General features: G+C 35.7%; 22 protein-coding genes. 12 read left to right on the top strand and 10 right to left on the bottom strand.

What is annotated here, in order from left to right:
- Window positions 1-175: 175 nt before the first annotated feature.
- The gene (slyD, locus tag A9G44_RS06675; RefSeq protein WP_034911126.1) at window positions 176-751 is read right to left on the bottom strand and encodes a peptidylprolyl isomerase; all 576 of its coding nucleotides are present in this window, start codon (window positions 749-751) and stop codon (window positions 176-178) included.
- A gap of 168 nt (window positions 752-919) precedes the next feature.
- Window positions 920-1,708 (bottom strand): enoyl-ACP reductase FabI, encoded by a 789-nt coding sequence (gene fabI, locus A9G44_RS06670; RefSeq protein ID WP_034911124.1) that lies wholly within the window; start codon window positions 1,706-1,708, stop codon window positions 920-922.
- Window positions 1,709-1,897: 189 nt separating this feature from the next.
- Here fabI and tehB point away from each other — a divergent pair, with 189 nt between their 5' ends.
- Complete coding sequence (tehB, locus tag A9G44_RS06665) at window positions 1,898-2,758, top strand: SAM-dependent methyltransferase TehB (protein WP_065609952.1); 861 nt, start codon at window positions 1,898-1,900, stop codon at window positions 2,756-2,758.
- Between the two features lie 41 nt (window positions 2,759-2,799).
- On the opposite strand, the gene fmt is transcribed toward tehB, so the two are convergent.
- Window positions 2,800-3,762: a methionyl-tRNA formyltransferase gene (gene fmt / locus A9G44_RS06660; protein WP_065609950.1), complete on the bottom strand. Its 963-nt coding sequence runs from the start codon at window positions 3,760-3,762 to the stop codon at window positions 2,800-2,802.
- Window positions 3,763-4,071: 309 nt separating this feature from the next.
- On the opposite strand from fmt, the gene pgi reads away from it, so the two are divergent.
- Complete coding sequence (gene pgi / locus A9G44_RS06655) at window positions 4,072-5,721, top strand: glucose-6-phosphate isomerase (protein ID WP_065609949.1); 1,650 nt, start codon at window positions 4,072-4,074, stop codon at window positions 5,719-5,721.
- 79 nt (window positions 5,722-5,800) lie between these two features.
- Here the strand turns inward: pgi and crr are convergent, their stop codons facing one another.
- The 4 genes from crr to A9G44_RS06635 all read right to left on the bottom strand — a co-directional run bounded on the left by crr (window position 5,801) and on the right by A9G44_RS06635 (window position 8,817).
- The gene (gene crr, locus A9G44_RS06650; protein ID WP_065574261.1) at window positions 5,801-6,304 is read right to left on the bottom strand and encodes a PTS glucose transporter subunit IIA; all 504 of its coding nucleotides are present in this window, start codon (window positions 6,302-6,304) and stop codon (window positions 5,801-5,803) included.
- 9 nt (window positions 6,305-6,313) lie between these two features.
- Window positions 6,314-8,041 carry a phosphoenolpyruvate-protein phosphotransferase PtsI gene (ptsI, locus tag A9G44_RS06645; RefSeq protein WP_065609948.1) on the bottom strand — a complete coding sequence of 576 codons (1,728 nt, stop codon included), beginning with the start codon at window positions 8,039-8,041 and terminating at the stop codon, window positions 6,314-6,316.
- A gap of 52 nt (window positions 8,042-8,093) precedes the next feature.
- Entirely contained in the window at window positions 8,094-8,351 is a 258-nt protein-coding gene (ptsH, locus tag A9G44_RS06640) for a phosphocarrier protein Hpr (RefSeq protein ID WP_034911114.1), read from the bottom strand.
- A gap of 133 nt (window positions 8,352-8,484) precedes the next feature.
- The gene (locus A9G44_RS06635) at window positions 8,485-8,817 is read right to left on the bottom strand and encodes a hypothetical protein (RefSeq protein WP_065609946.1); all 333 of its coding nucleotides are present in this window, start codon (window positions 8,815-8,817) and stop codon (window positions 8,485-8,487) included.
- Window positions 8,818-8,961: 144 nt separating this feature from the next.
- Between A9G44_RS06635 and A9G44_RS06630 the strand changes: the two genes are divergently transcribed.
- Together A9G44_RS06630 and pepP are read left to right on the top strand one after the other, a co-directional pair.
- Window positions 8,962-9,513, top strand: a complete 552-nt coding sequence (locus tag A9G44_RS06630) for a UPF0149 family protein (protein ID WP_065609944.1) — start codon at window positions 8,962-8,964, stop codon at window positions 9,511-9,513.
- A gap of 33 nt (window positions 9,514-9,546) precedes the next feature.
- Window positions 9,547-10,866 (top strand): Xaa-Pro aminopeptidase, encoded by a 1,320-nt coding sequence (gene pepP / locus A9G44_RS06625; RefSeq protein WP_065609942.1) that lies wholly within the window; start codon window positions 9,547-9,549, stop codon window positions 10,864-10,866.
- A 63-nt stretch (window positions 10,867-10,929) separates the two neighbouring features.
- Here pepP and A9G44_RS06620 read toward each other — a convergent pair whose 3' ends face one another.
- A complete protein-coding gene (locus A9G44_RS06620; protein WP_065609940.1) occupies window positions 10,930-11,757 on the bottom strand; it encodes a TonB family protein in 828 nt (275 codons plus the stop codon).
- A 156-nt stretch (window positions 11,758-11,913) separates the two neighbouring features.
- On the opposite strand from A9G44_RS06620, the gene ispB reads away from it, so the two are divergent.
- The gene (ispB, locus tag A9G44_RS06615; protein WP_065609938.1) at window positions 11,914-12,897 is read left to right on the top strand and encodes an octaprenyl diphosphate synthase; all 984 of its coding nucleotides are present in this window, start codon (window positions 11,914-11,916) and stop codon (window positions 12,895-12,897) included.
- Between the two features lie 110 nt (window positions 12,898-13,007).
- Entirely contained in the window at window positions 13,008-13,880 is an 873-nt protein-coding gene (locus tag A9G44_RS06610) for an EamA family transporter (protein WP_034915317.1), read from the top strand.
- 131 nt (window positions 13,881-14,011) lie between these two features.
- Here the strand turns inward: A9G44_RS06610 and ffh are convergent, their stop codons facing one another.
- Window positions 14,012-15,379 (bottom strand): signal recognition particle protein, encoded by a 1,368-nt coding sequence (gene ffh, locus A9G44_RS06605; RefSeq protein WP_034915314.1) that lies wholly within the window; start codon window positions 15,377-15,379, stop codon window positions 14,012-14,014.
- 180 nt (window positions 15,380-15,559) lie between these two features.
- On the opposite strand from ffh, the gene A9G44_RS06600 reads away from it, so the two are divergent.
- From A9G44_RS06600 to galU, 6 genes are all read left to right on the top strand, one after another.
- On the top strand, window positions 15,560-15,943 hold the full coding sequence (locus tag A9G44_RS06600) for a RidA family protein (RefSeq protein WP_065575564.1): 384 nt from the start codon (window positions 15,560-15,562) through the stop codon (window positions 15,941-15,943).
- A gap of 269 nt (window positions 15,944-16,212) precedes the next feature.
- Window positions 16,213-17,415, top strand: a complete 1,203-nt coding sequence (locus A9G44_RS06595) for an amino acid aminotransferase (protein WP_065609936.1) — start codon at window positions 16,213-16,215, stop codon at window positions 17,413-17,415.
- Between the two features lie 35 nt (window positions 17,416-17,450).
- The gene (locus A9G44_RS06590) at window positions 17,451-17,582 is read left to right on the top strand and encodes an entericidin A/B family lipoprotein (protein WP_202112501.1); all 132 of its coding nucleotides are present in this window, start codon (window positions 17,451-17,453) and stop codon (window positions 17,580-17,582) included.
- Window positions 17,583-17,636: 54 nt separating this feature from the next.
- Window positions 17,637-18,152: a hypothetical protein gene (locus A9G44_RS06585; RefSeq protein ID WP_065609934.1), complete on the top strand. Its 516-nt coding sequence runs from the start codon at window positions 17,637-17,639 to the stop codon at window positions 18,150-18,152.
- Window positions 18,149-18,667 carry a DUF2569 domain-containing protein gene (locus tag A9G44_RS06580; protein WP_065609932.1) on the top strand — a complete coding sequence of 173 codons (519 nt, stop codon included), beginning with the start codon at window positions 18,149-18,151 and terminating at the stop codon, window positions 18,665-18,667. The genes A9G44_RS06585 and A9G44_RS06580 overlap by 4 nt, the downstream gene beginning before the upstream one ends.
- A gap of 19 nt (window positions 18,668-18,686) precedes the next feature.
- Entirely contained in the window at window positions 18,687-19,601 is a 915-nt protein-coding gene (gene galU / locus A9G44_RS06575; RefSeq protein ID WP_065609931.1) for a UTP--glucose-1-phosphate uridylyltransferase GalU, read from the top strand.
- A gap of 125 nt (window positions 19,602-19,726) precedes the next feature.
- On the opposite strand, the gene A9G44_RS06570 is transcribed toward galU, so the two are convergent.
- The coding region (locus tag A9G44_RS06570; RefSeq protein ID WP_081298281.1) for an IS30 family transposase at window positions 19,727-20,430 on the bottom strand (704 nt) is incomplete at its 5' end.

Below are 20,430 nucleotides of genomic sequence, written 5' to 3'. Positions count from 1 at the left end.
AGAAAGGTGATTATAATACATAGCAATCTCCAAACTGTGGTGGTGCGAAGGTGCTAGTATAAATCACCTTTCTACTTTCTTCACTCCACCGTGTTTAAAATTGCACTTCATGTTTGAATCCAGGTAAAAAGCGCTATAGAGCGCTTTCTAAAATTTAATTTGAATTAATTAAGAATTAGTGACAACCACAACCACCATGGCCACCGCCACAGCAACCTGTGTTTTCATCATCTTCGTCTTCATGAGAATGGCCACCACAGCCACAACCGCCATGTCCGTGATCATGACCATGCTCACCATGAATATGCCCGTGAGCAATTTCATCTTCAGTAGCCTCACGAATAGCCAATACTTCAACGTGAAATTGTAAATCTTGTCCAGCTAACATATGGTTTCCATCAATAGTGATGGTATCGCCATCGATAGCGGTGATTTCAACGGGTAAAGAACCATGCTCGGTATCAGCAAAAAATCGCATACCAACTTCAAGTTCATCTACACCAACAAAAACGTCACGAGGAACATTTTGTACAAGAGCATCATTAAAATCCCCGTAAGCATTAATTAGCTCAACGTCAAATTTGTCGCCAATTTGGTGACCATCTAATGCGTTCTCAAGATCTTGTAGCAAGTTACCTGCGCCATGTAAATATTCTAATGGCGCTGTCGTAGTTGCTTCATCAACTAAAACACCGTCTTTAGTGCGAACTTGGTATGCTAAACTAACCACTGTATTTTTTGCTATTTTCATTTTTTCTCCAACAAACTTTTATTGAGCAAATTACATTAGATTTTAACGGAAAAAAGAGTATAAGTATTCTAAATTTTATATTTTTGTTCAAAATTTACCAAAAAAATAAAATAAAAAAGGCGCAAACATTTAAGGTTTAGCGCCTTTTTAACTTACATTGAGAACAGTTTATTTAAGTTCTAATTCATTCATCGCAGCGATGCTAAATCCACCGTCAACATGAATGACTTCACCTGTAATACCTGATGCTAAATCTGAACATAAAAATGCCGCTGAATTACCCACATCTTCGGTTGTCACAGTGCGACGGATTGGTGTTACTGATTCACAGTGAGATAACATTTTTTTGAAATCTTTAATACCCGATGCCGCCAGCGTACGAATAGGACCTGCTGAAATTGCATTAACACGGACACCTTCAGGACCCATAGCATTTGCCATATAACGCACATTTGCTTCTAGTGAGGCTTTAGCAAGTCCCATTACATTATAGTTAGGGATTGCACGCTCAGCACCAAGATAAGAAAGTGTCACTAATGCTGAATTTGGATTTAGCATTGAACGACATGCCTTAGCCATAGCAACGAAGCTATAAGAGCTAATATCGTGAGCAATAGCAAAACCTTCACGGGTAACGGCATTAACATAATCGCCATCTAACTGATCACCTGGTGCGAAAGCAATAGCATGAACAAAACCATCAAATTTATCCCAAGTTTTTGCAAGTTCAGAAAATAGTTCAGAGATGCTTTCATCATGAGCAACATCGCAAGGTAAAACGATTTTAGAACCAAAATCAGCGGCAAACTCTTCAACGCGTGTTTTTAATTTATCATTTTGGTAAGTAAAAGCGAGTTCAGCGCCTTCACGATGCATTGCTTGTGCAATACCGTAAGCAATTGAACGATTACTTGCAACACCAGTAACGAGTATACGTTTACCTGTTAAAAATCCCATAAATTATTCCTCTAATTTTCACTATATAGTCTAGGATGGTGACGATTATATGTTGATCAAGCCAACTTCGCTACTATAAATTTATTTTCGTTGATAGGTTTTTATTTTATTGTCTAAAATAAATGATTGTTTACCACATTAATATCCTACTATAATAGTCAACTATTGTTTTTTATAGAAGGTATCAATTTGAATAATTTAGTTTGTTACAAAACATTGCCTATTTGGAATGCTGATACATTACCTGCGTTGTTGCGTCAAAAGCATAATACCCAAATTGGTACATGGGCGAAGTTAGAAATTTTAAAAGGAAGTATTGGTTTTGAAATGTTAACCGAACAAGGCGAAGTGATTACTAAGCATTATTTTGATACTCAGCAGCAACCGCCATTTATATTGCCACAACAATGGCACCGTATAGCCGAAATATCAGATGACTTACAGTGCCAGTTAGCATTTTACTGTTTGCCTGAGGACTATACTCAAAAAAAATACCAAATGACCAAAACCCACTCCGAGGTACTTAGAGCAACAAAAATTATCCAAACAGGAAAGGCATTGGATTTAGGTTGTGGTTCAGGTCGTAATTCACTCTACTTGCAGTTACAAGGCTTTGATGTTACCGCTGTTGATAAATCAGAACTCAGTATTGGAAACTTACAAAAAATTATTAATGATGATAACCTTAAGCACATTAATGCAATGGTTTACGATATCAATCAAGCAAATTTACAGGGCGAATATGATTTTATTCTTTCGACCGTTGTCATGATGTTTTTACAACCCGAAAGAATTCCAGCTATTATTAATAACATGCAAAAAATGACCAAATCAGGGGGATATAATTTAATTGTCAGCGCCATGTCTACGCCTGATTATCCTTGCTCTGTTGGGTTTTCATTTACTTTTAAAGAAAACGAGTTGCACCAATATTACCAAGATTGGGAAATACTAAAATATAACGAAGATGTTGGACAATTACATAAAACAGATATACATGGAAACCGAATTAAATTAAGGTTTGCCACCTTATTGGCTAAAAAGCGATAACAATTACAGGATATATCATCCTGCAATTTAATATATTTGGATTAAAGTGTATTTAGTTTTTCGCCAACTGTAAACCAAGCCTTGCGAGAGTTTAACAAATCTTGGGAAGACATCGGTTTTTTTCCTGCAGGTTGTAAAAGTGTCATATTCAATGCGCCGTTGCTGGTTGCAATACAAATGCCATTTTTATTGGCTTGCAAAATTGTGCCAGCCGGCTGTTTTGAATCCATTTTTACCACATGGGTTTGCCATACTTTTACAGGCTCACCATTAACCTCAAAATAACTCACTGGCCATGGGTTAAAAGCCCGAACGCAACGCTCAAGTTGCACGGCAGGCAAATTCCAATCAAGTTTAGCTTCCTGTTTTGACAGCTTTTCGGCATAGGTTGCTTGCGTCTCATTTTGTTTTTCAGGTTGGATTTTTCCTTCAGTGATTAACTCTAATGTATCAAGCAAGCCTTGGGGACCGAGTTTTGCGAGTTTCTCATACAGTGATGCGCTAGTATCGGATTGCTCAATAGGACAGGTAAGCTTATAAAGCATATCACCCGTATCAAGGCCTGCATCCATCTGCATAATGGTAATTCCTGTTTTTTCATCGCCTGCCCAGCAAGCACGCTGAATAGGGGCTGCGCCACGCCAGCGTGGTAGTAATGAACCATGCACATTTAAACAACCTAATCTAGGTATATCAAGTACAGTTTGTGGCAAAATAAGTCCATAAGCAACAACAACCATAATGTCAGCATTTAATTCAGCAATGATTTTTTGATTTTCTTCGGATTTGAGCGTTGCTGGTTGATAAACAGGAATATTATTCTCAACAGCTAATTGTTTAACAGGGCTTGCTGTTAATTTATTACCACGACCTGCTGGGCGATCTGGTTGCGTAAAAACAGCAATTACATTATGGCGTGAGTTAATCAGAGCTTTTAAATGAGTTGCAGCAAAATCGGGTGTACCAGCAAAAATAATATTTAAAGGTTTAGTTGCATGTGGCATAAGCGTTATGTCCATAATCAAAAATTTATCTGAATTATACCCGAAATTTTAGTGAGAATCTTTAATCAAAAACACTCATAGATATGATAAACATCTTAGTTGGTATTAAATCTGATAATATTTATGTACATTAGGTTATGTTATGTAATTATCCCTCTAATATAATACGATTAAACGGTATAAATGATTTCAGAAAAAACGCTTTATGGCTTTCTAGCGAATTATTTTAATCGATGAGATCCTTATCTTGCATCATGTCAGGCATAGTTATATTATGACTACAATGCTATATTATTTAAGGAATAAATTATGTTAAAATCAATTGATCCAACAACAACCCAATCTTGGAAATCCCTTCAAGCTAGTTACGAAAAACACCACAATAAAACCATTGCACAAATTTTGAAAGAAGAACCGAAACGCGTTGAAAAACTTACTATTCCTTTTGAAGATGAGTTTTTAGTTGATTTGTCTAAAAATAGAGTAACGCAAGAAACGCTAGAATTGCTTTATAAGCTAGCAGATGAATGCGATCTAATTGGTGCAACTAAATCCATGTATAGCGGTGAAAAGATTAATCGTACAGAAAATCGAGCTGTATTACATGTTGCATTACGTAATGTATCAAATACACCAATTTATGTTGATGGTAAGAATGTGATGGATGATGTTAATACTGTCTTAGCTAAGATGGAATCATTCAGTAAAAAAATCATTAATGGTGAATGGAAAGGATACACTGGTAAAGCCATTACTGATGTGGTCAATATTGGTATTGGTGGTTCAGATCTAGGGCCAGTAATGATTACCGAAGCATTACGACCTTACAAAAATCACTTGAACATGCATTTCGTATCAAATGTAGATGGCACACATATTGTTGAAGCGTTAAGAGGCTTAAATCCTGAAACTACTTTATTTTTGGTTGCATCCAAAACTTTTACCACTCAAGAAACTATGACAAATGCACAAACAGCACGAGCATGGTTACTTGATGCTGCTAAAGATGATAAAGCAGTTGCTTTGCACTTTGTTGCTCTTTCAACTAATGCTAAAGAAGTTGAAAAATTTGGTATTGATACAGCTAATATGTTTGAATTTTGGGATTGGGTTGGTGGACGTTATTCATCTTGGTCGGCAATTGGCTTATCGATTGTTTTATCAATTGGTTTTGATAACTTCAAACAATTTTTAGCTGGTGGCCATGCGATGGATAAGCACTTCCAGAGCGCACCAATTGATAAAAATATCCCAACGTTACTGGCATTAATTGGTATTTGGTACAACAATTTTTGTGGTGCCGAAACTGAAGCTATTTTACCATATGATCAGTACATGCACCGTTTTGCGGCTTATTTCCAACAAGGAAATATGGAGTCAAATGGTAAAAGTGTCGATCGCAACGGTAATAAAACACCTTACACAACAGGTCCAATTATTTGGGGCGAACCAGGAACCAATGGTCAACATGCATTTTATCAATTAATTCACCAAGGTACTAAACTCATCCCTTGTGATTTTATTGCACCAGCAATTAGCCATAATCCAGTTGGAGATCATCACCCAAAATTATTATCTAACTTTTTTGCTCAAACTGAAGCTTTAGCTTTTGGTAAAACAAAAGAACAGGTCGAGCAAGAGTTCATAGCTGCAGGAAAAAATCTTGATGAAGTGAAGTCTATTGTACCATTTAAAGTATTTGAAGGTAACAAACCAACTAATTCAATATTAGTGAAAAAAATTACACCTTATGCTCTTGGTGCCTTAGTTGCGATGTATGAGCATAAAATCTTTACTCAAGGAATTATTCTTAATATATTTAGTTTTGATCAATGGGGTGTAGAACTTGGTAAACAACTTGCTGGACGTATTTTACCTGAATTAGCAGATGATAAACCAGTTAGCTCTCACGATGATTCAACAAATAGCTTAATCAACCAATACAAAAAATGGCGTTAAGTATTATTAAAAAAGATAAGTTATAACATAAAAAAACCTTCAGCTAAAACTGAAGGTTTTTTTATAACAATGAAAAAAATTATTTTTTCACACGCATTATTGGTGTTTTACCTGCTTCGACAGCACCCGATAATTTATTTAATTCTATTATGGTTTCCATATTAGAAATAACTACCGGAGTTAATACGGATTTAGCTTTGCTTTCAAGCAGAGGTAAATCAATTTCAATAATAGTATCTCCTACTTTTACCTGCTGACCTTCTTCAGCAACTCGTTTAAAACCTTCACCTTTTAGTTCTACTGTATCAATACCAAAGTGAACAAAAAGCTCAATGCCCTCATCCGATTCTATAGCAAAAGCGTGGTTGGTTTCGAAAATTTTGCCTATTTTTCCACTTAATGGAGCGACAATTTTATTACCAGAAGGTTTAATTGCTACCCCATCACCCACGATTTTTTCAGCAAAAACCACATCTGGTACATCTTCGATTTTGACAATTTCGCCACTTAATGGAGCAATAATCTCGATGCTGTTTTTATTATCATCGGATACGAATTGCTTAATTTTATCGAATAGACCCATTATTGCCTCCTAACAAATTTGCTTTTCAGCAGTGTAATTTTCAATTAAATCAATTATTTCTTTAGAAGTTGCTTTTTCTAATACAGTATCAGCAAATTTTTTCGCTTCTTCATAGTTAGTATTGCGAATTAATTTTTTGATTTTAGGAATTGATACTGCACTCATACTAAATTCATCAAGTCCCATACCAAGCAATAAGATTGTGGCTCTTTCATCACCAGCAAGCTCTCCACACATACCTGTCCATTTACCTTCTTTATGAGAAGCATCGATAACATTTTTAATCAGAGTTAACACTGAAGGCGAAAACGGATTATAAAGGTGAGAAATTAATTCGTTACCACGGTCAACGGCAAGCGTATATTGTGTTAAGTCATTGGTACCGATACTAAAAAAGTCTACTTCCTTGGCTAAGTGATGTGCAATCACAGCGGCTGCTGGAGTTTCAATCATTACACCGATTTCAATATTTTTATCAAATGATTTTCCTTCAGCAGTTAATTGTTCTTTAAGAGTATTGATTTCGGATTTTAATGTTCGGATTTCTTCAACAGAAATAATCATTGGGAACATAATGCGTAATTTACCAAATGCTGATGCACGCAAAATTGCGCGTAATTGTGCATGAAGTACTTCTTTACGATCTAAACAGATTCGAATTGCTCGCCAACCTAAGAATGGATTCTCTTCTTTTGGTAAATGCATATAAGGTACATCCTTGTCGCCACCAATATCCATGGTTCGAACAATTACCGATAAACCATTGGTTGATTCAGCTACTTCTTTATATGCTTTAAATTGCTCTTCTTCGTCAGGATAAGCTTCGCGATCCATAAATAAGAATTCAGTGCGATATAGACCAACACCTTCATAACCGTTACGTTCAGCACCTGCAATATCGCGTACTGTACCGATGTTACCACAAATCTCTACTTGGTGACCATCAAGGGTTACAGCAGGTAGATCTTTCAATTTAGCTAGCTCTTCTTTATCACTAATATATTTAGCTTGAACTTGTTTTAATTTTTCTTGCGTTGTGTGATCTGGATTGATATAGATAACATTATTTATAGCATCTAAAATAACAAAATCACCTTGTTTGATTGCTTGAGTTGCATTAGATGTTCCGACGATAGCTGGGATCTCTAAAGAACGAGCCATAATTGAAGTATGCGAGGTGCGTCCACCAGCGTCAGTAATGAAACCTAGCACCATATCCAAGTTTAGCTGAGCTGTTTCAGAAGGTGTTAAATCGGTTGCAACTAAAATACATGGTTGGCTAATAGCACTCAAGTCAACAATTTCAATACCTAAAATATTTTTGAGTAAACGTTTACCAATATCACGAATATCTGCGGCACGTTCTTTTAGATATTCATCATCTAGATTTTCTAATTCTTTAGCTTGAGTTTCAAATACAGATTGAACAGCGGCATCAGCGGTTGAATGTTTACTTTGAATGCGAGAAATAACTTCTTGTTCAAGATCCTCATCTTCAAGAAGCATAATATGCCCTTCAAAAATGGCCGCTTTATCTTCGCCTAATGTGGATTTTGCTCGTTCCATAATCGTATGTAGCTGTTTACTTGATTTTTGGCGAGCTTCCTTGAAGCGCTCAATTTCAGCCTCAATCTTGTTATCAAGAATTTGCCTATTACTAATAACAATAGGCTCTTCTTTTAATAATAGCGCTTTAGCAAAAGCGATACCGGGGGAAACAAGTGTACCTGATACCATAACATTTAATCCTTATTCTATTTTAAAACCGTTCATAGCTAATCGGGAGTTATTATTCCAACTCAGGAATTAATTTTACTAAATGAGCAACAGCTTCTTTTTCGTCTTCACCTTCGGCAGAAATGGTAATAGTTGTGCCTTGTGATAAACCTAATGTTTGTAACTTAAACAGACTTTTAGCACTCGCACTTTTACCATTAGATGTGACAGTAATTTCTGCATTAAAGTTCTTTGCTTCTTTAACAAATTGTGCAGCAGGGCGGGTATGAAGACCGTTAGATGCAGTAATAGTTACATCTTGTTTATACATATTATTTTACTCCCAAAATATTTTGTTTCACCGACCAATATAAAGAAAAACTGCCTGAAAGGCTAGTAAGATTTCATCGATCTTTTATATTAAGTCGTCGTATTAGCTATCATATTAAGATAGCCATACTTTATCAGTATCGGTAGATACGAGTGACTTTATCACTACATTTTTTAAATTCTACCTGCCCATGGATTCCATGTTTAATATTCTCAAAAACGATTTCTTCACTACCATCAAGTTGTGATATGCGGATCTCCTCTCTACAGAAAGCCTCGAATCGCTGTAATTCCTGCTCACTATTACCCAATTTATAAGATTTAGGTAAGTCTTGACTGGTTACATAGGTATGTATTTTATCTTGCACATCAAGGACAATTACGCCTTTATTCGATAAAAACGAACTACAGGAGGTTAATGATAATGTTAATCCTGCAAAAAATAATAATTGCAGAGGAAATTTCATAATAAATCCTATAATGTTCAAAATAATTCCTTTATAAAGCAAAGCAATCTGTTTATGATTTATAATTAGATGCAAATTATATACTAATAATCGAAGAAAGTGCAGAGTGCATTTTTCTTGATGTAATAATATTAGGGGAAGTTTATGTCAGATACTATTAATTACGACGAATTTAATCACCAATTAATCCAAAATAAAATAGGCATTACCGCTGCTGAGTTACATGGTTTTCTTTCAGGCATATTAGCTGGTGGTAACAATGACGAGAGCTGGCGTCCATTAGTTGAGGATATGTTAAACAATGGTCAAAAAATGCCAACATCATTAGATGAAAAAATTAGCCAACTTTATGCGCTTATCAAACAGCAATTTTTTGAGGAAGATTTCAGCTTTCAGTTATTGCTTAGCGACAAAAATTTATATACACAACTGGATGATCTAGTTGGTTGGGTAAATCATTTCTTACTTGGTATTGGAATTGTGCAACCTAAAATTAACCACATCAAAGGTGATGTTGGTGAAGCCATTTATGACCTACGCCAAATTGTTAAACTAGGCTATGATGAAAATGAAGATCAACAAGAGCTTGGTTTTGCTTTTGAAGAGATAAAAGAGTATGTTCGCATAACTTCTATGCTATGTTTTGATGAATTTAACGAATTTAATGAGGCAGACACACCCCCAACAATCCATTAATATTAATAACATTACATCTTCAGGGGCATCACAATGATAAATACTGATATCGAAACAGAACTTTTTGCACGTCGAGAAAAATTACTAGCTCAAATGATACCAAATAGTGTCGCACTTTTTTTTGCTGCTCCAGAAATGACGAGGAGTAATGACACCCATTACCCATATCGACAAAATAGCGACTTTTGGTATTTTACACTTTTTTCCGAACCAGAAGCGGTATTTGCAGTAGTTAAACAAAAAGATAATACAACTAAATACATATTATTTAATCGCCCAAAAGATACGCTAGCAGAGACTTGGACTGGTTACCGTTTAGGTCAAGATGCCGCATTAAAGACGGTTTTTGTTGATGAAGCTTATACATTTGATGAGATTGAAAAAGTATTACCTGATTTATTAAATGGCAAAACGGCGGTTTACCATGCTGACCAACAGTATCAATATGCCGATAGAATCGTAGATCGCACAATGAATACTCTGCGACAAGGGAGTAGATTAAATCTTTATGCACCAAACAGCACGATCGATTGGCGACCGATAGTTCATCAAATGCGCATGTTTAAATCAGATTTTGAAATCAAAATATTGCGCAAGGCTTGCAAAATCAGCGCTCAATCTCACGTTAGAGCAATGCAAAAATGTAAACCGAATATGTATGAATATCAACTAGAAGCTGAAATCTTGCATGAATTTGCGTGGCATGGTGCACGAGCACCATCTTATAACACCATTGTTGGTAGTGGTAATAATGGATGTATACTGCATTATGAAAATAATAGTCAGCAGTTAAAAGATGGCGATTTAGTTTTAATTGATGCGGGTTGTGAATATCAGTACTATGCAGGCGATATAACTCGCACTTTTCCTATCAATGGCAAATTTAGCCAAGCTCAACTTGAAATTTATAACATCGTTTTAACATCACAATATCAAGCCATTAAATTGTTTAAACCGGGCACTTCAATTATGGAAGTCAATAATCAAGTTGTAAGAACGATGGTAGAAGGTTTAGTAAAACTCGGGATTATGCAAGGTGATGTTGATAGCTTAATTGCTAATAAAGCTTATACACAATATTACATGCACGGTTTAGGCCATTGGTTAGGTATTGATGTGCATGATGTTGGTAGTGGACGAGATCGAATTTTAGAGCCAGGAATGGTATTGACCGTTGAACCAGGGCTTTATATTAATCAAGAATCAGATGTACCAGCACAATATAAAGGTATCGGTATTCGGATCGAAGATAACATTTTAATTACTGACACAGGAAATGAAGTTCTGACAGGTGATGTTCCAAAAGACCCAGCCGAGATTGAAAAATTAATGGAAAATAAATTTACTCATTAATTGTGTCGTTACCGTAATTTTTAAAATAAAAATTACGGTTTTTTGTTTTCATCTACCTAATTATTAATCCAACTTAATTGATTTATCACGGTTAAAAATAATTCTAATTTTTAAGTCTTTTGCTGGAATTGGTTTGTACTTCCAAGTTTTCATGGCATTTATTACCGAACGATTAAATATATTATTAGGATTTGCTTCAACAATGCGAATATTTTCAACTCGCCCATCGCTGTTAATATCAAACATTGCTACCACGTAGCCTTCTAAGCGCATATCAAGCGCTCGGCGTGGATACTCAGGTTGATTCCGTCTAATTGGAGAAGGATTACCTGAATATTGGCGATTATCTGAAAGTTTGGGTGCAACAGAGGTATTTGCCAAATTATCACTAACCACTTCTTGCCTAACTTGTTTATGAGAAGCTTTTTGGACTGGCCTGCGCTTTTTTTTCGGCTTTTTCTCTTTTTTTACTACAACTTCCTTTTGGGGTTCAACCGTTGATTTATCGGATATTTTTTCGAGAATAGATTCAGGATTTTCTTCCTTAACTACTTCAGGTTCAACAACAGGATCAATTGGTTTTTCTTCAATTTGTTTGTTATCGATTAGTTCACTATTTTCCGCACCTTGAATTTCAGGGGTATTTTCAACTAATGATTGTTCAGGGGCTGCAAATTGCGATAGATCGACCATAATAGCTTTAATCGCATTATCGCCTTCATCAACAGCAACATTTTTAGCAAACAAGGCAGAACTAAAGAGCAAAGCAAATAAGATAAGATGCGACAATACAGAAACTGATGTACATACATAGGTATTTTTAGGTTTTTTTTTAATTGGACTCAAAGGAGCCTTAGTATCATCGAGATCTATATCAAAGTTAATCTTCATAATAATAATCATATTTAACTTAATGACAGTTATTCTAAATGAAAATGCTTATCATTTGTAGTGTTATTTTAAAATAAGATGGATGATACCTTGTTGCATAAAGATATTTATCAGATAATAGAAAATAAATATCTATTATTTGTAGTGGTTAGGCTGATGAATACTCCATCAATGAATCAAATACTCGATCTTGTTAAAAATGATTTAGTCAAAGTAAATGAGGCAATACAGGCAGAATTAACTTCTGATGTGGCTTTAATTAATCAATTAGGCAATTACATCATTAGTAGTGGTGGCAAACGTATACGTCCTGTTATCGCATTATTAATAGCCAAAGCACTCAACTACCAAGGCGATAAACATATTATCACTGCTGCTTTTATTGAATTTATTCATACTGCCACCTTATTGCATGATGATGTTGTTGACGAATCCGATTTACGCCGAGGCAAATCAACCGCCAATGCACTTTTTGGCAATGCCGCGAGCGTATTAGTTGGCGATTATATTTACACACGCTCTTTTCAAATGATGGTACGTACAGAATCGTTTAAAGTATTGACGATCATGTCGGCTGCAACCAATGTAATAGCTGAAGGTGAAGTACAACAGTTGATTAATTGTAACGATCCAGATATCACAAAAGAACAATATTTAGATGTAATTTATCGAAAAACGGCACGTCTATTTGAAGCAACATCGCATTCTGCTGCTGTCCTAGCTGGAGCTAGTGAGGAGCAAGAACTCGCCTTACAAGAATATGGAAAATATTTAGGCACAGCCTTTCAAATCATTGATGATCTACTCGATTATAGCGCTAGCAATCAAAAATTAGGTAAAAATTTAGGGGACGATCTTAACGAAGGCAAGCCCACTCTACCGCTTTTACATGCTATGCACCACACAAAAAACGCCCAAGATGCGGCATTAATACGCCAAGCAATAGAGCAAGGTAATGGTCGACAATTATTAGATCGTATTTTAAACATCATGGACGAATGTGGTTCGCTAGATTTTACGTTACAAACCGCTCAAAAAGAAGCGCAAAAAGCGTTTGACGTTATCGCAATTTTACCTGATTCGCCTTATAAACAAGCGTTACAAGATCTTGCCTTATTGTCAGTAAAAAGAGAAAGCTAACTAGCCAATAAATCAATTAAATATATGCTTTTTATACTCAAACACATAGTTTCCTGAAACTTTTTGTCATTAGTTTCATATACAATAACTTTAATTTAAGGTAATTATTTATGCTTAAAAGGTTTTGGCCTGTTTTGTTAATTTTTATCTCGATGATTTCAGTGCAAGGCAGTGCCTCAATAGCCAAATATCTGTTTCCTGTATTAGGGCCTGAGGGGATGACAGCTTGGCGATTATTTTTTTCGGCAATTATGCTAATTTTAATATTCAAGCCGTGGCGTAAAACACTGACAAAACAAGCACTAAAATACATTTTTTTATACGGTATTTCAATAGGTTGTATGAATTTGGCGTTTTACAACGCAATCGCAAGAATTCCGCTAGGTATTGCAGTTGCCATTGAACTCACGGGGCCAATTATGGTGGCAATGTGCTCCTCACGTAAAGTACTTGATTTTATTTGGTTAGGTGTTGCTATTATTGGCTTGGCTATGCTTTTACCCATTGAACAAGCTTCAAGCAATTTAGATCCCAAGGGTATTTTATTTGCGCTATTAGCTGGAAGTGGTTGGGCGTGTTACATCTTATTTGGACGCAAAGCCAGCACTATTTATGGCTCAGCCAGCGTAGCGATTGGATCAGTCATTGCTTCGTGTTTTTTATTTCCTATTGGAATTTGGCAAAGTGGCAGTACCATGTTTTCGTTGGAATTGCTCCCAATGGTTTTTTTGGTCTCATTATTAGCATCAGCAATCCCTTATGGATTAGACATGATTGCACTACCAAAATTACCAGCACAAACATTTAGTACATTAATGAGCTTATCGCCTGTTTTTGCCGCGCTTTCTGGATTCATTGTTTTGCATGAACAACTAACCCACTACCAGTGGTTAGCCATTATTTTTATTATTACCTCATCGATAGGTACAGTGCTAACTATGAGTCGTCCAGTAAAAATAAAATCGAGTAAACCAAAAAATTAAAACCACTATCGCACTATTTATAAGTGTGATAGTGGTTTATAAGTGCGATAGTGGTTGTACGGTAAATTATAGTTAACAGTTACCAAGTACTCAGTTATAACTCATTTAGTTGAAAATTTAGCATTAATGACTTAACGAGGAGGTAATCCCATACCACCGCCCATTAATCCTTTCATTTGGCGCATCATCTTCATCATGCCACCACCTTTCATTTTTTTCATCATCTTTTGCATATCTTCAAACTGTTTTAACAGCTTGTTGACATCTTGAACTTGAGTTCCCGAACCGTTGGCAATACGGCGTTTACGAGAACCTTTAATGATTTCAGGATTAGCACGCTCTTTTAATGTCATTGAACCAATGATTGCTTCCATTTTGATGGTAATTTTATCATCCATCTGTGCTTTAATATGATCAGGAAGTTGACCAACACCTGGCAATTTAGCTAACAAAGCCCCCATTCCGCCCATATTACGCATCTGTTTTAACTGATCTTGGAAATCATTAAAATCAAATTTGTCACCTTTTTTTAGCTTCTTGGCAATTTTTTCTGCTTTTTCGCGATCGACGTTGCTTTGTAATTCTTCAATTAAAGATAGCACATCGCCCATCCCTAAAATACGTGAAGCAATGCGATCAGGATAAAATGGCTCTAAAGCGTCTGTCTTTTCACCCATCCCTAAGAATTTAATCGGTTTACCAGTAATGTGGCGAATTGATAACGCTGCACCGCCGCGAGCATCCCCGTCAACTTTTGTTAAAATTACACCAGTAAGCGGTAATGCATCATTAAACGCTTTAGCGGTATTAGCGGCATCTTGCCCTGTCATAGCATCGACCACAAATAGCGTTTCAATTGGATTGACAGCATGATGGAGCGCTTTGATTTCATCCATCATATCGCTATCAACATGCAAACGTCCTGCAGTATCAACAATTAACACATCAAAAAATTGCAATTTAGCATGAGAAATTGCTTTATTAACGATATTGACTGGCTTTTCAGCAATATCAGATGGAAAAACTTCAACATCAATAGCTTTAGCTAACGTTTCGAGCTGTTTAATCGCAGCAGGGCGATAAACATCGGCAGAAACAACCAACACTTTCTTTTTATGTTTTTCTTTTAAAAATTTAGCTAGCTTAGCAACGCTCGTTGTTTTACCTGCCCCTTGCAAACCTGCCATTAAAATCACTGCGGGTGGTTGAGTTGCCAAATTGAGCGAACTATTAACCTCACCCATAGCAGTTGTTAATTCTGCCTGAACTATTTTGATAAATTCTTGACCTGGGGTTAAGCTCTTATTGACATCTAATCCAACAGCCTTTTCTTTAACTTGATTAATAAATTCACGAACTACGGGTAGTGCAACATCTGCCTCAAGTAGTGCCATACGAACATCGCGCAATGCATCTTTGATATTATCTTCAGATAATCTTCCTCGACCACTAATATTGCGGAATGTCTGTGATAAACGGTCGGTTAAATTCTCGAACATATTAACTCTCGTAATAAATGAAAAATTGCCATTATCATATCAGAAAATTTCAATAAGTCCCACGATCATAATTTTGCACTGACTTGACACAAAATTGTGTTCCTGCTGAAATGAGGAAAGAGAAAAAGACGATTCTTAATAATCACAAAGCAGAATAAATTAAAAAGGAGAAAATCGGACATGGCAAAAGTAATTAGTACTGATAAAGCGCCAGCAGCTATTGGGCCTTATGTTCAAGCAGTAGATTTAGGTAATATGTTATTTGCCTCAGGACAAATTCCATTAGATCCAACAACTGGTGAAATGCCAACTTGTGTTAAAGAGCAAGCCAAACAAAGTTTAGCTAATGTTAAAGCGATCATCACTGCGGCAGGCTATCAAGTAAGTAATATCGTTAAAACGACTATTTTCTTATCTGATATCAATGACTTTGCTACGGTAAATGCAGTATACGAAGCCTTTTTTATTGAAAATAATGCATCTTTCCCTGCACGTTCTTGCGTACAAGTAGCTCGAATTCCCAAAGATGCCAAAGTCGAAATCGAAGTTATTGCCGCTAAATAAATTTGCTTATCAGATTAGCACCAATGGGTGCTAATTTTTGTCAAAAAGTTTCAGGTAACTATGTGTTTCAGTATAAAATTAATATAAAAACATAATTTTTGGGGGTATTTTGTTCTTTAATTCCTCTTATTAAAAACGGCAATTTTCCAACCAAAAATCAACTTAATTATTTGCTATTAAACTATTATTTAATGATTGATCGCCAATAGAGTTGGTGCAATAATCTACAATTATTTATTATTATTATTTGTACCAATTGGATTGTAAAAATGTTTGAAAAAGTAGAGCCGTACGCAGGGGACCCCATCTTATCACTAGTAACTGAATTTATTAATGATAGTCGAGACAACAAAATAAATTTAAGTATTGGTTATTATTATGATGAAAATAGCATAGTGCCTCAACTACAATGTATTAAAACGGCGCGTGATTATATCTATCATCACAACCAAGATGCTCAATTGTATTTACCCATGAGTGGCCTACCAGCTTATTGCCAAGCGATTCAATCTTTATTATTTGGTGAAGATCATTCGGCCTCTAAAGATAAACGTATCGCAACGATACAAACCTTAGGTGGATCGGGTGCTCTTAAAATAGGTGCTGATTTTTTATTTCGCTATTTCCCAAATTCACAAGTATGGGTCAGCGATCCAACTTGGGAAAATCACATCGCCATATTTAATGGTGCAGGTTTTAAAGTAAACCAATATCCTTACTTTGATGAACAAACATGTGGCGTAAAATTTGAAGCAATGCTTGAAACATTAAATCGATTACCTGCTAAAAGCATAGTCTTACTACACCCTTGTTGCCATAACCCAACTGGCGCTGATCTAACGCAAGCACAGTGGGATAAAGTAATAGCTGTTTTACAAGCACGAGATCTTATTCCATTTATGGATATTGCTTATCAAGGCTTTGGCAAAGGTATTGAACAAGACGTTTATGCGATTCGAAAAATGGCAGATGTAGGATTGTGTGGATTTGTTAGTAACTCATTTTCGAAAACATTTTCACTTTATGGTGAACGAGTGGGAGGATTATCCGTTTTATGTGATAACAACCAGATCGCTAACCGCGTGTTAGGACAGTTACAAGCAACTGTTCGCCAAAATTATTCAACCCCAGCGGCATATGGCGTGCAGTTAGTGAGTTATGTTTTAAATAATCCAGAACTTAAGGCACAATGGTTAAAAGAAGTCGACTCCATGAGAACTCGCATCGTAACCATGCGATCAACTCTAGTTGAATTATTAAAAAAAGCGGCACCTGATTGTCATTTTGATTATTTAGTAAAACAGCAGGGCATGTTTAGTTATACTGGTTTTAGTAAAGAGCAAGTTACACAATTAAAAGATACTTTTGCTATTTATTTGGTGGGTAGCGGAAGAATGTGTGTAGCGGGTTTAAATCACCATAATATCGAACGTGTGGCAGAAGCATTTGCTGCACTAAAACAATCATGTTAATAAAGGAGTGTATTTTTATGTTCCATAAAATGTTAATGTTAATATTAGGTATAGCAATGACGACTCTAGTTGTTGGATGTAACACCGTAAAAGGTGTTGGTCAAGATGTCGAATCGGGTGGAAAAGCCATTTCACACACAGCCGAAAAAGTGAGTGATAAAATGTAACTAAGGTTATAGACTATCTACAAATATTTTAATGTCTTAAATATATTTGGTTAAATGTCACGTATTTTATTTACAGTTACATTATTTTTACTTGTTGGGTGCAGCTCGTTAAACTTTCGAACTGCACCTTTAACTATGGAAAATTGTCAATATTCAAACCTGTCAGGTATTGAATTTTTATTAAACCCACTCCCTTCAAATAAACCAAGCTATCAGCATGTTTATATTAGCCAGAGTCGAGAAGGTAAACATTTGCCCAGTAGTTATGCAGGAATAAAAGGCAAATTAACCGATCAAATTCTTATTCGCAATTATCCCAAACAGACATTTTGGCGAACACCAAATTTATTCGAAAGAGCCTCTTTATATGATGATGGATATGATGACATTTACATCAGCAAAGCACAAAAAGAGGCACGTGATCGAAAAGCAAAATTTGTAGTAAGGCAAGCCGTGTTACAAAATTGCCAAATTGTTTATATCGCTATTGATTCTTTAGCTAAAGACAGAGATAATCCTTTGCTAATTGAATCTAACGATTTATCGATTATTAAACAGGTACAAAAATGATCAAGGAAAAAGAACTTAAAGGATTAGGCGGTTGGCTAATTTTAGTTGGTATTGAATTAATTTTTTGTTTTATTTTTATTGGATATGTTACTTTTTCTAGACTAAATGCGATTAATTTTATCGACGTATGGACACAATTATTGGATCCCTACTCGAAAATGCACACAATTCATTTGGGTCTGTTTATTTTAGGTGACATGGGGCTAAATTGTTTATTATTGCTTTTAAACGCTTATATTATATTTTTATATTTTACTAAAAGTTATAAATTTCCTAACTTTTTTATTATATTTAGTAGCAGTTTTATTGTTTTTAAGCTAATTCAAAGATGTTGGTATCTTTTTATAGTGTTACCATTTGAAGTTAAATTTGAGTTTTCTTTTATAAAAGATATTGTGATAGCAATCATTTATACCAGTATTTGGATTGCTTATGTATTAAAGTCAGTGCGAGTCAAAAATACATTTGTTAATGGTCGCCGTAGTGAAGTTACTCATAGCGACATAATTAGTTAATTTGTTTTAAGGAAATAAAATGCCATCAAATTTAGAAAATTTAGTAAATGGAAAAGTAACAAAAGCGGTTATCCCTGTTGCAGGTTTGGGTACTCGTATGTTACCAGCAACTAAAGCTATTCCAAAAGAGATGCTCCCTGTTGTTGACAAGCCACTTATTCAATATGTAGTTAAAGAGTGTATTGCCGCAGGCATAACTGAAATTATATTTGTTACGCACTCATCAAAAAACTCAATTGAAAACCATTTCGATACTAGTTTTGAATTAGAAGCCATGTTAGAGGCGCGTGTTAAACGCCAATTATTACAAGAAGTACAAGGCATTTTACCTAAAAATGTCACCATAACTAGCGTCCGCCAAGGTTTGGCAAAAGGGCTTGGTCATGCGGTATTATGTGCTTATCCTTTAGTTGGTGATGAACCATTTGCTGTTGTTTTACCTGATGTGATTATCGATGAATACGAAAGTGACCTTGCTAGTGATAATTTAGCTGCAATGATCAAAAATTACCATGAAACCAAACATAGCCAAATCATGGTAGAGCCCGTGCCAAAAGAATTAGTTTCTTCTTACGGTATTGTTGATTGTCGTGGTCAAGAGCTATCTGCGGGTAATGTTGCACAAATGTACAGCGTAGTTGAAAAACCATCAGTTGAAGAAGCACCATCAAACCAATCCGTTGTTGGACGTTATGTTCTATCTGAAAAAATCTGGCCTTTACTAGCCAAAACGCCATTAGGTGCAGGCGGTGAAATTCAATTGACCGACGCAATTGCTATGTTACTTGAAGAAGATTGTGTTGATGCCTATTGCATAAAAGGTCGTAGTCATGACTGCGGTAATAAACTTGGCTATGTACAAACATTTGTACAATACGCAATGCGACATAAAAGCTTAGGTAGCGATGTTAAAGCTTGGTTAAAAACGCTTTAATTTTTGATTTAGGTTAGCTAGGTTTCGAATGTTTTGACCTTTTGTGGAAATAATTAACATCAGTGACAACATCCGAAACCATTACACAGCCCCCCTCTAAGCCTGCAATAACCGCTAGGTTTATCCTAGATTACACCATGAAGTGCAATTCGTCTTAACTCCTTAGAATAAAAATCGGCAGGGCTTTTAAACTTATGCCGTTTTCTTGGGCGTGTGTTCAATAGATATTGTATTTTCTTTATCTGTTTGTCGTCAACTAATGAAATGGCCGCTGACTTAGGTATAAACTGACGTATTAAGCCATTGGTGTTTTCATTTGTGCCTCTTTGCCAGCTTTTATAAGGCTCCGCAAAGTACACGGTAGTATTTAAATAATGCTCAATAGCATGATGATAATTAAATTCGGTTCCATTATCAAAGGTGATGCTTTTAACCATTTTTTTAAACGGCGTTAGCAATTTTATTATCATATCTCTCGTTTCGGAGGCGGTACGTTGATTGAGGCGCCCAATTAATACTAGCCCTGTTTTGCGTTCAACTAATGTCACCAATGCTTGCTTGTCTTTACGGCTAATAATCGTATCTCCCTCCCAATGTCCTCGCGTTTTCCGGCTTTCTACATAACTTGGACGTTGTTTAATTGACCGTTTATATCGGCGGTCTCCTTCTTTAATACTCGGTGCCTTACAATGCCTATAGGCTTTGCCTTTTCGTCTTAGATAAGGTTTGAATTGTTCATAGCGCGCTTTATTTTGATAAAGATAGTTATAGATTGATTGGACGCTGACTTTCTTTAAACGTGCAGCAATCTGCTCTGGGCTGTAATAAA

Source organism: Gilliamella sp. Occ4-3, assembly GCF_001690675.1.
Taxonomy (GTDB): domain Bacteria; phylum Pseudomonadota; class Gammaproteobacteria; order Enterobacterales; family Orbaceae; genus Gilliamella; species Gilliamella bombi.
Note: the sequence above shows the minus strand (reverse complement) of the source record. Positions and strands in the feature narration are given on the sequence as shown.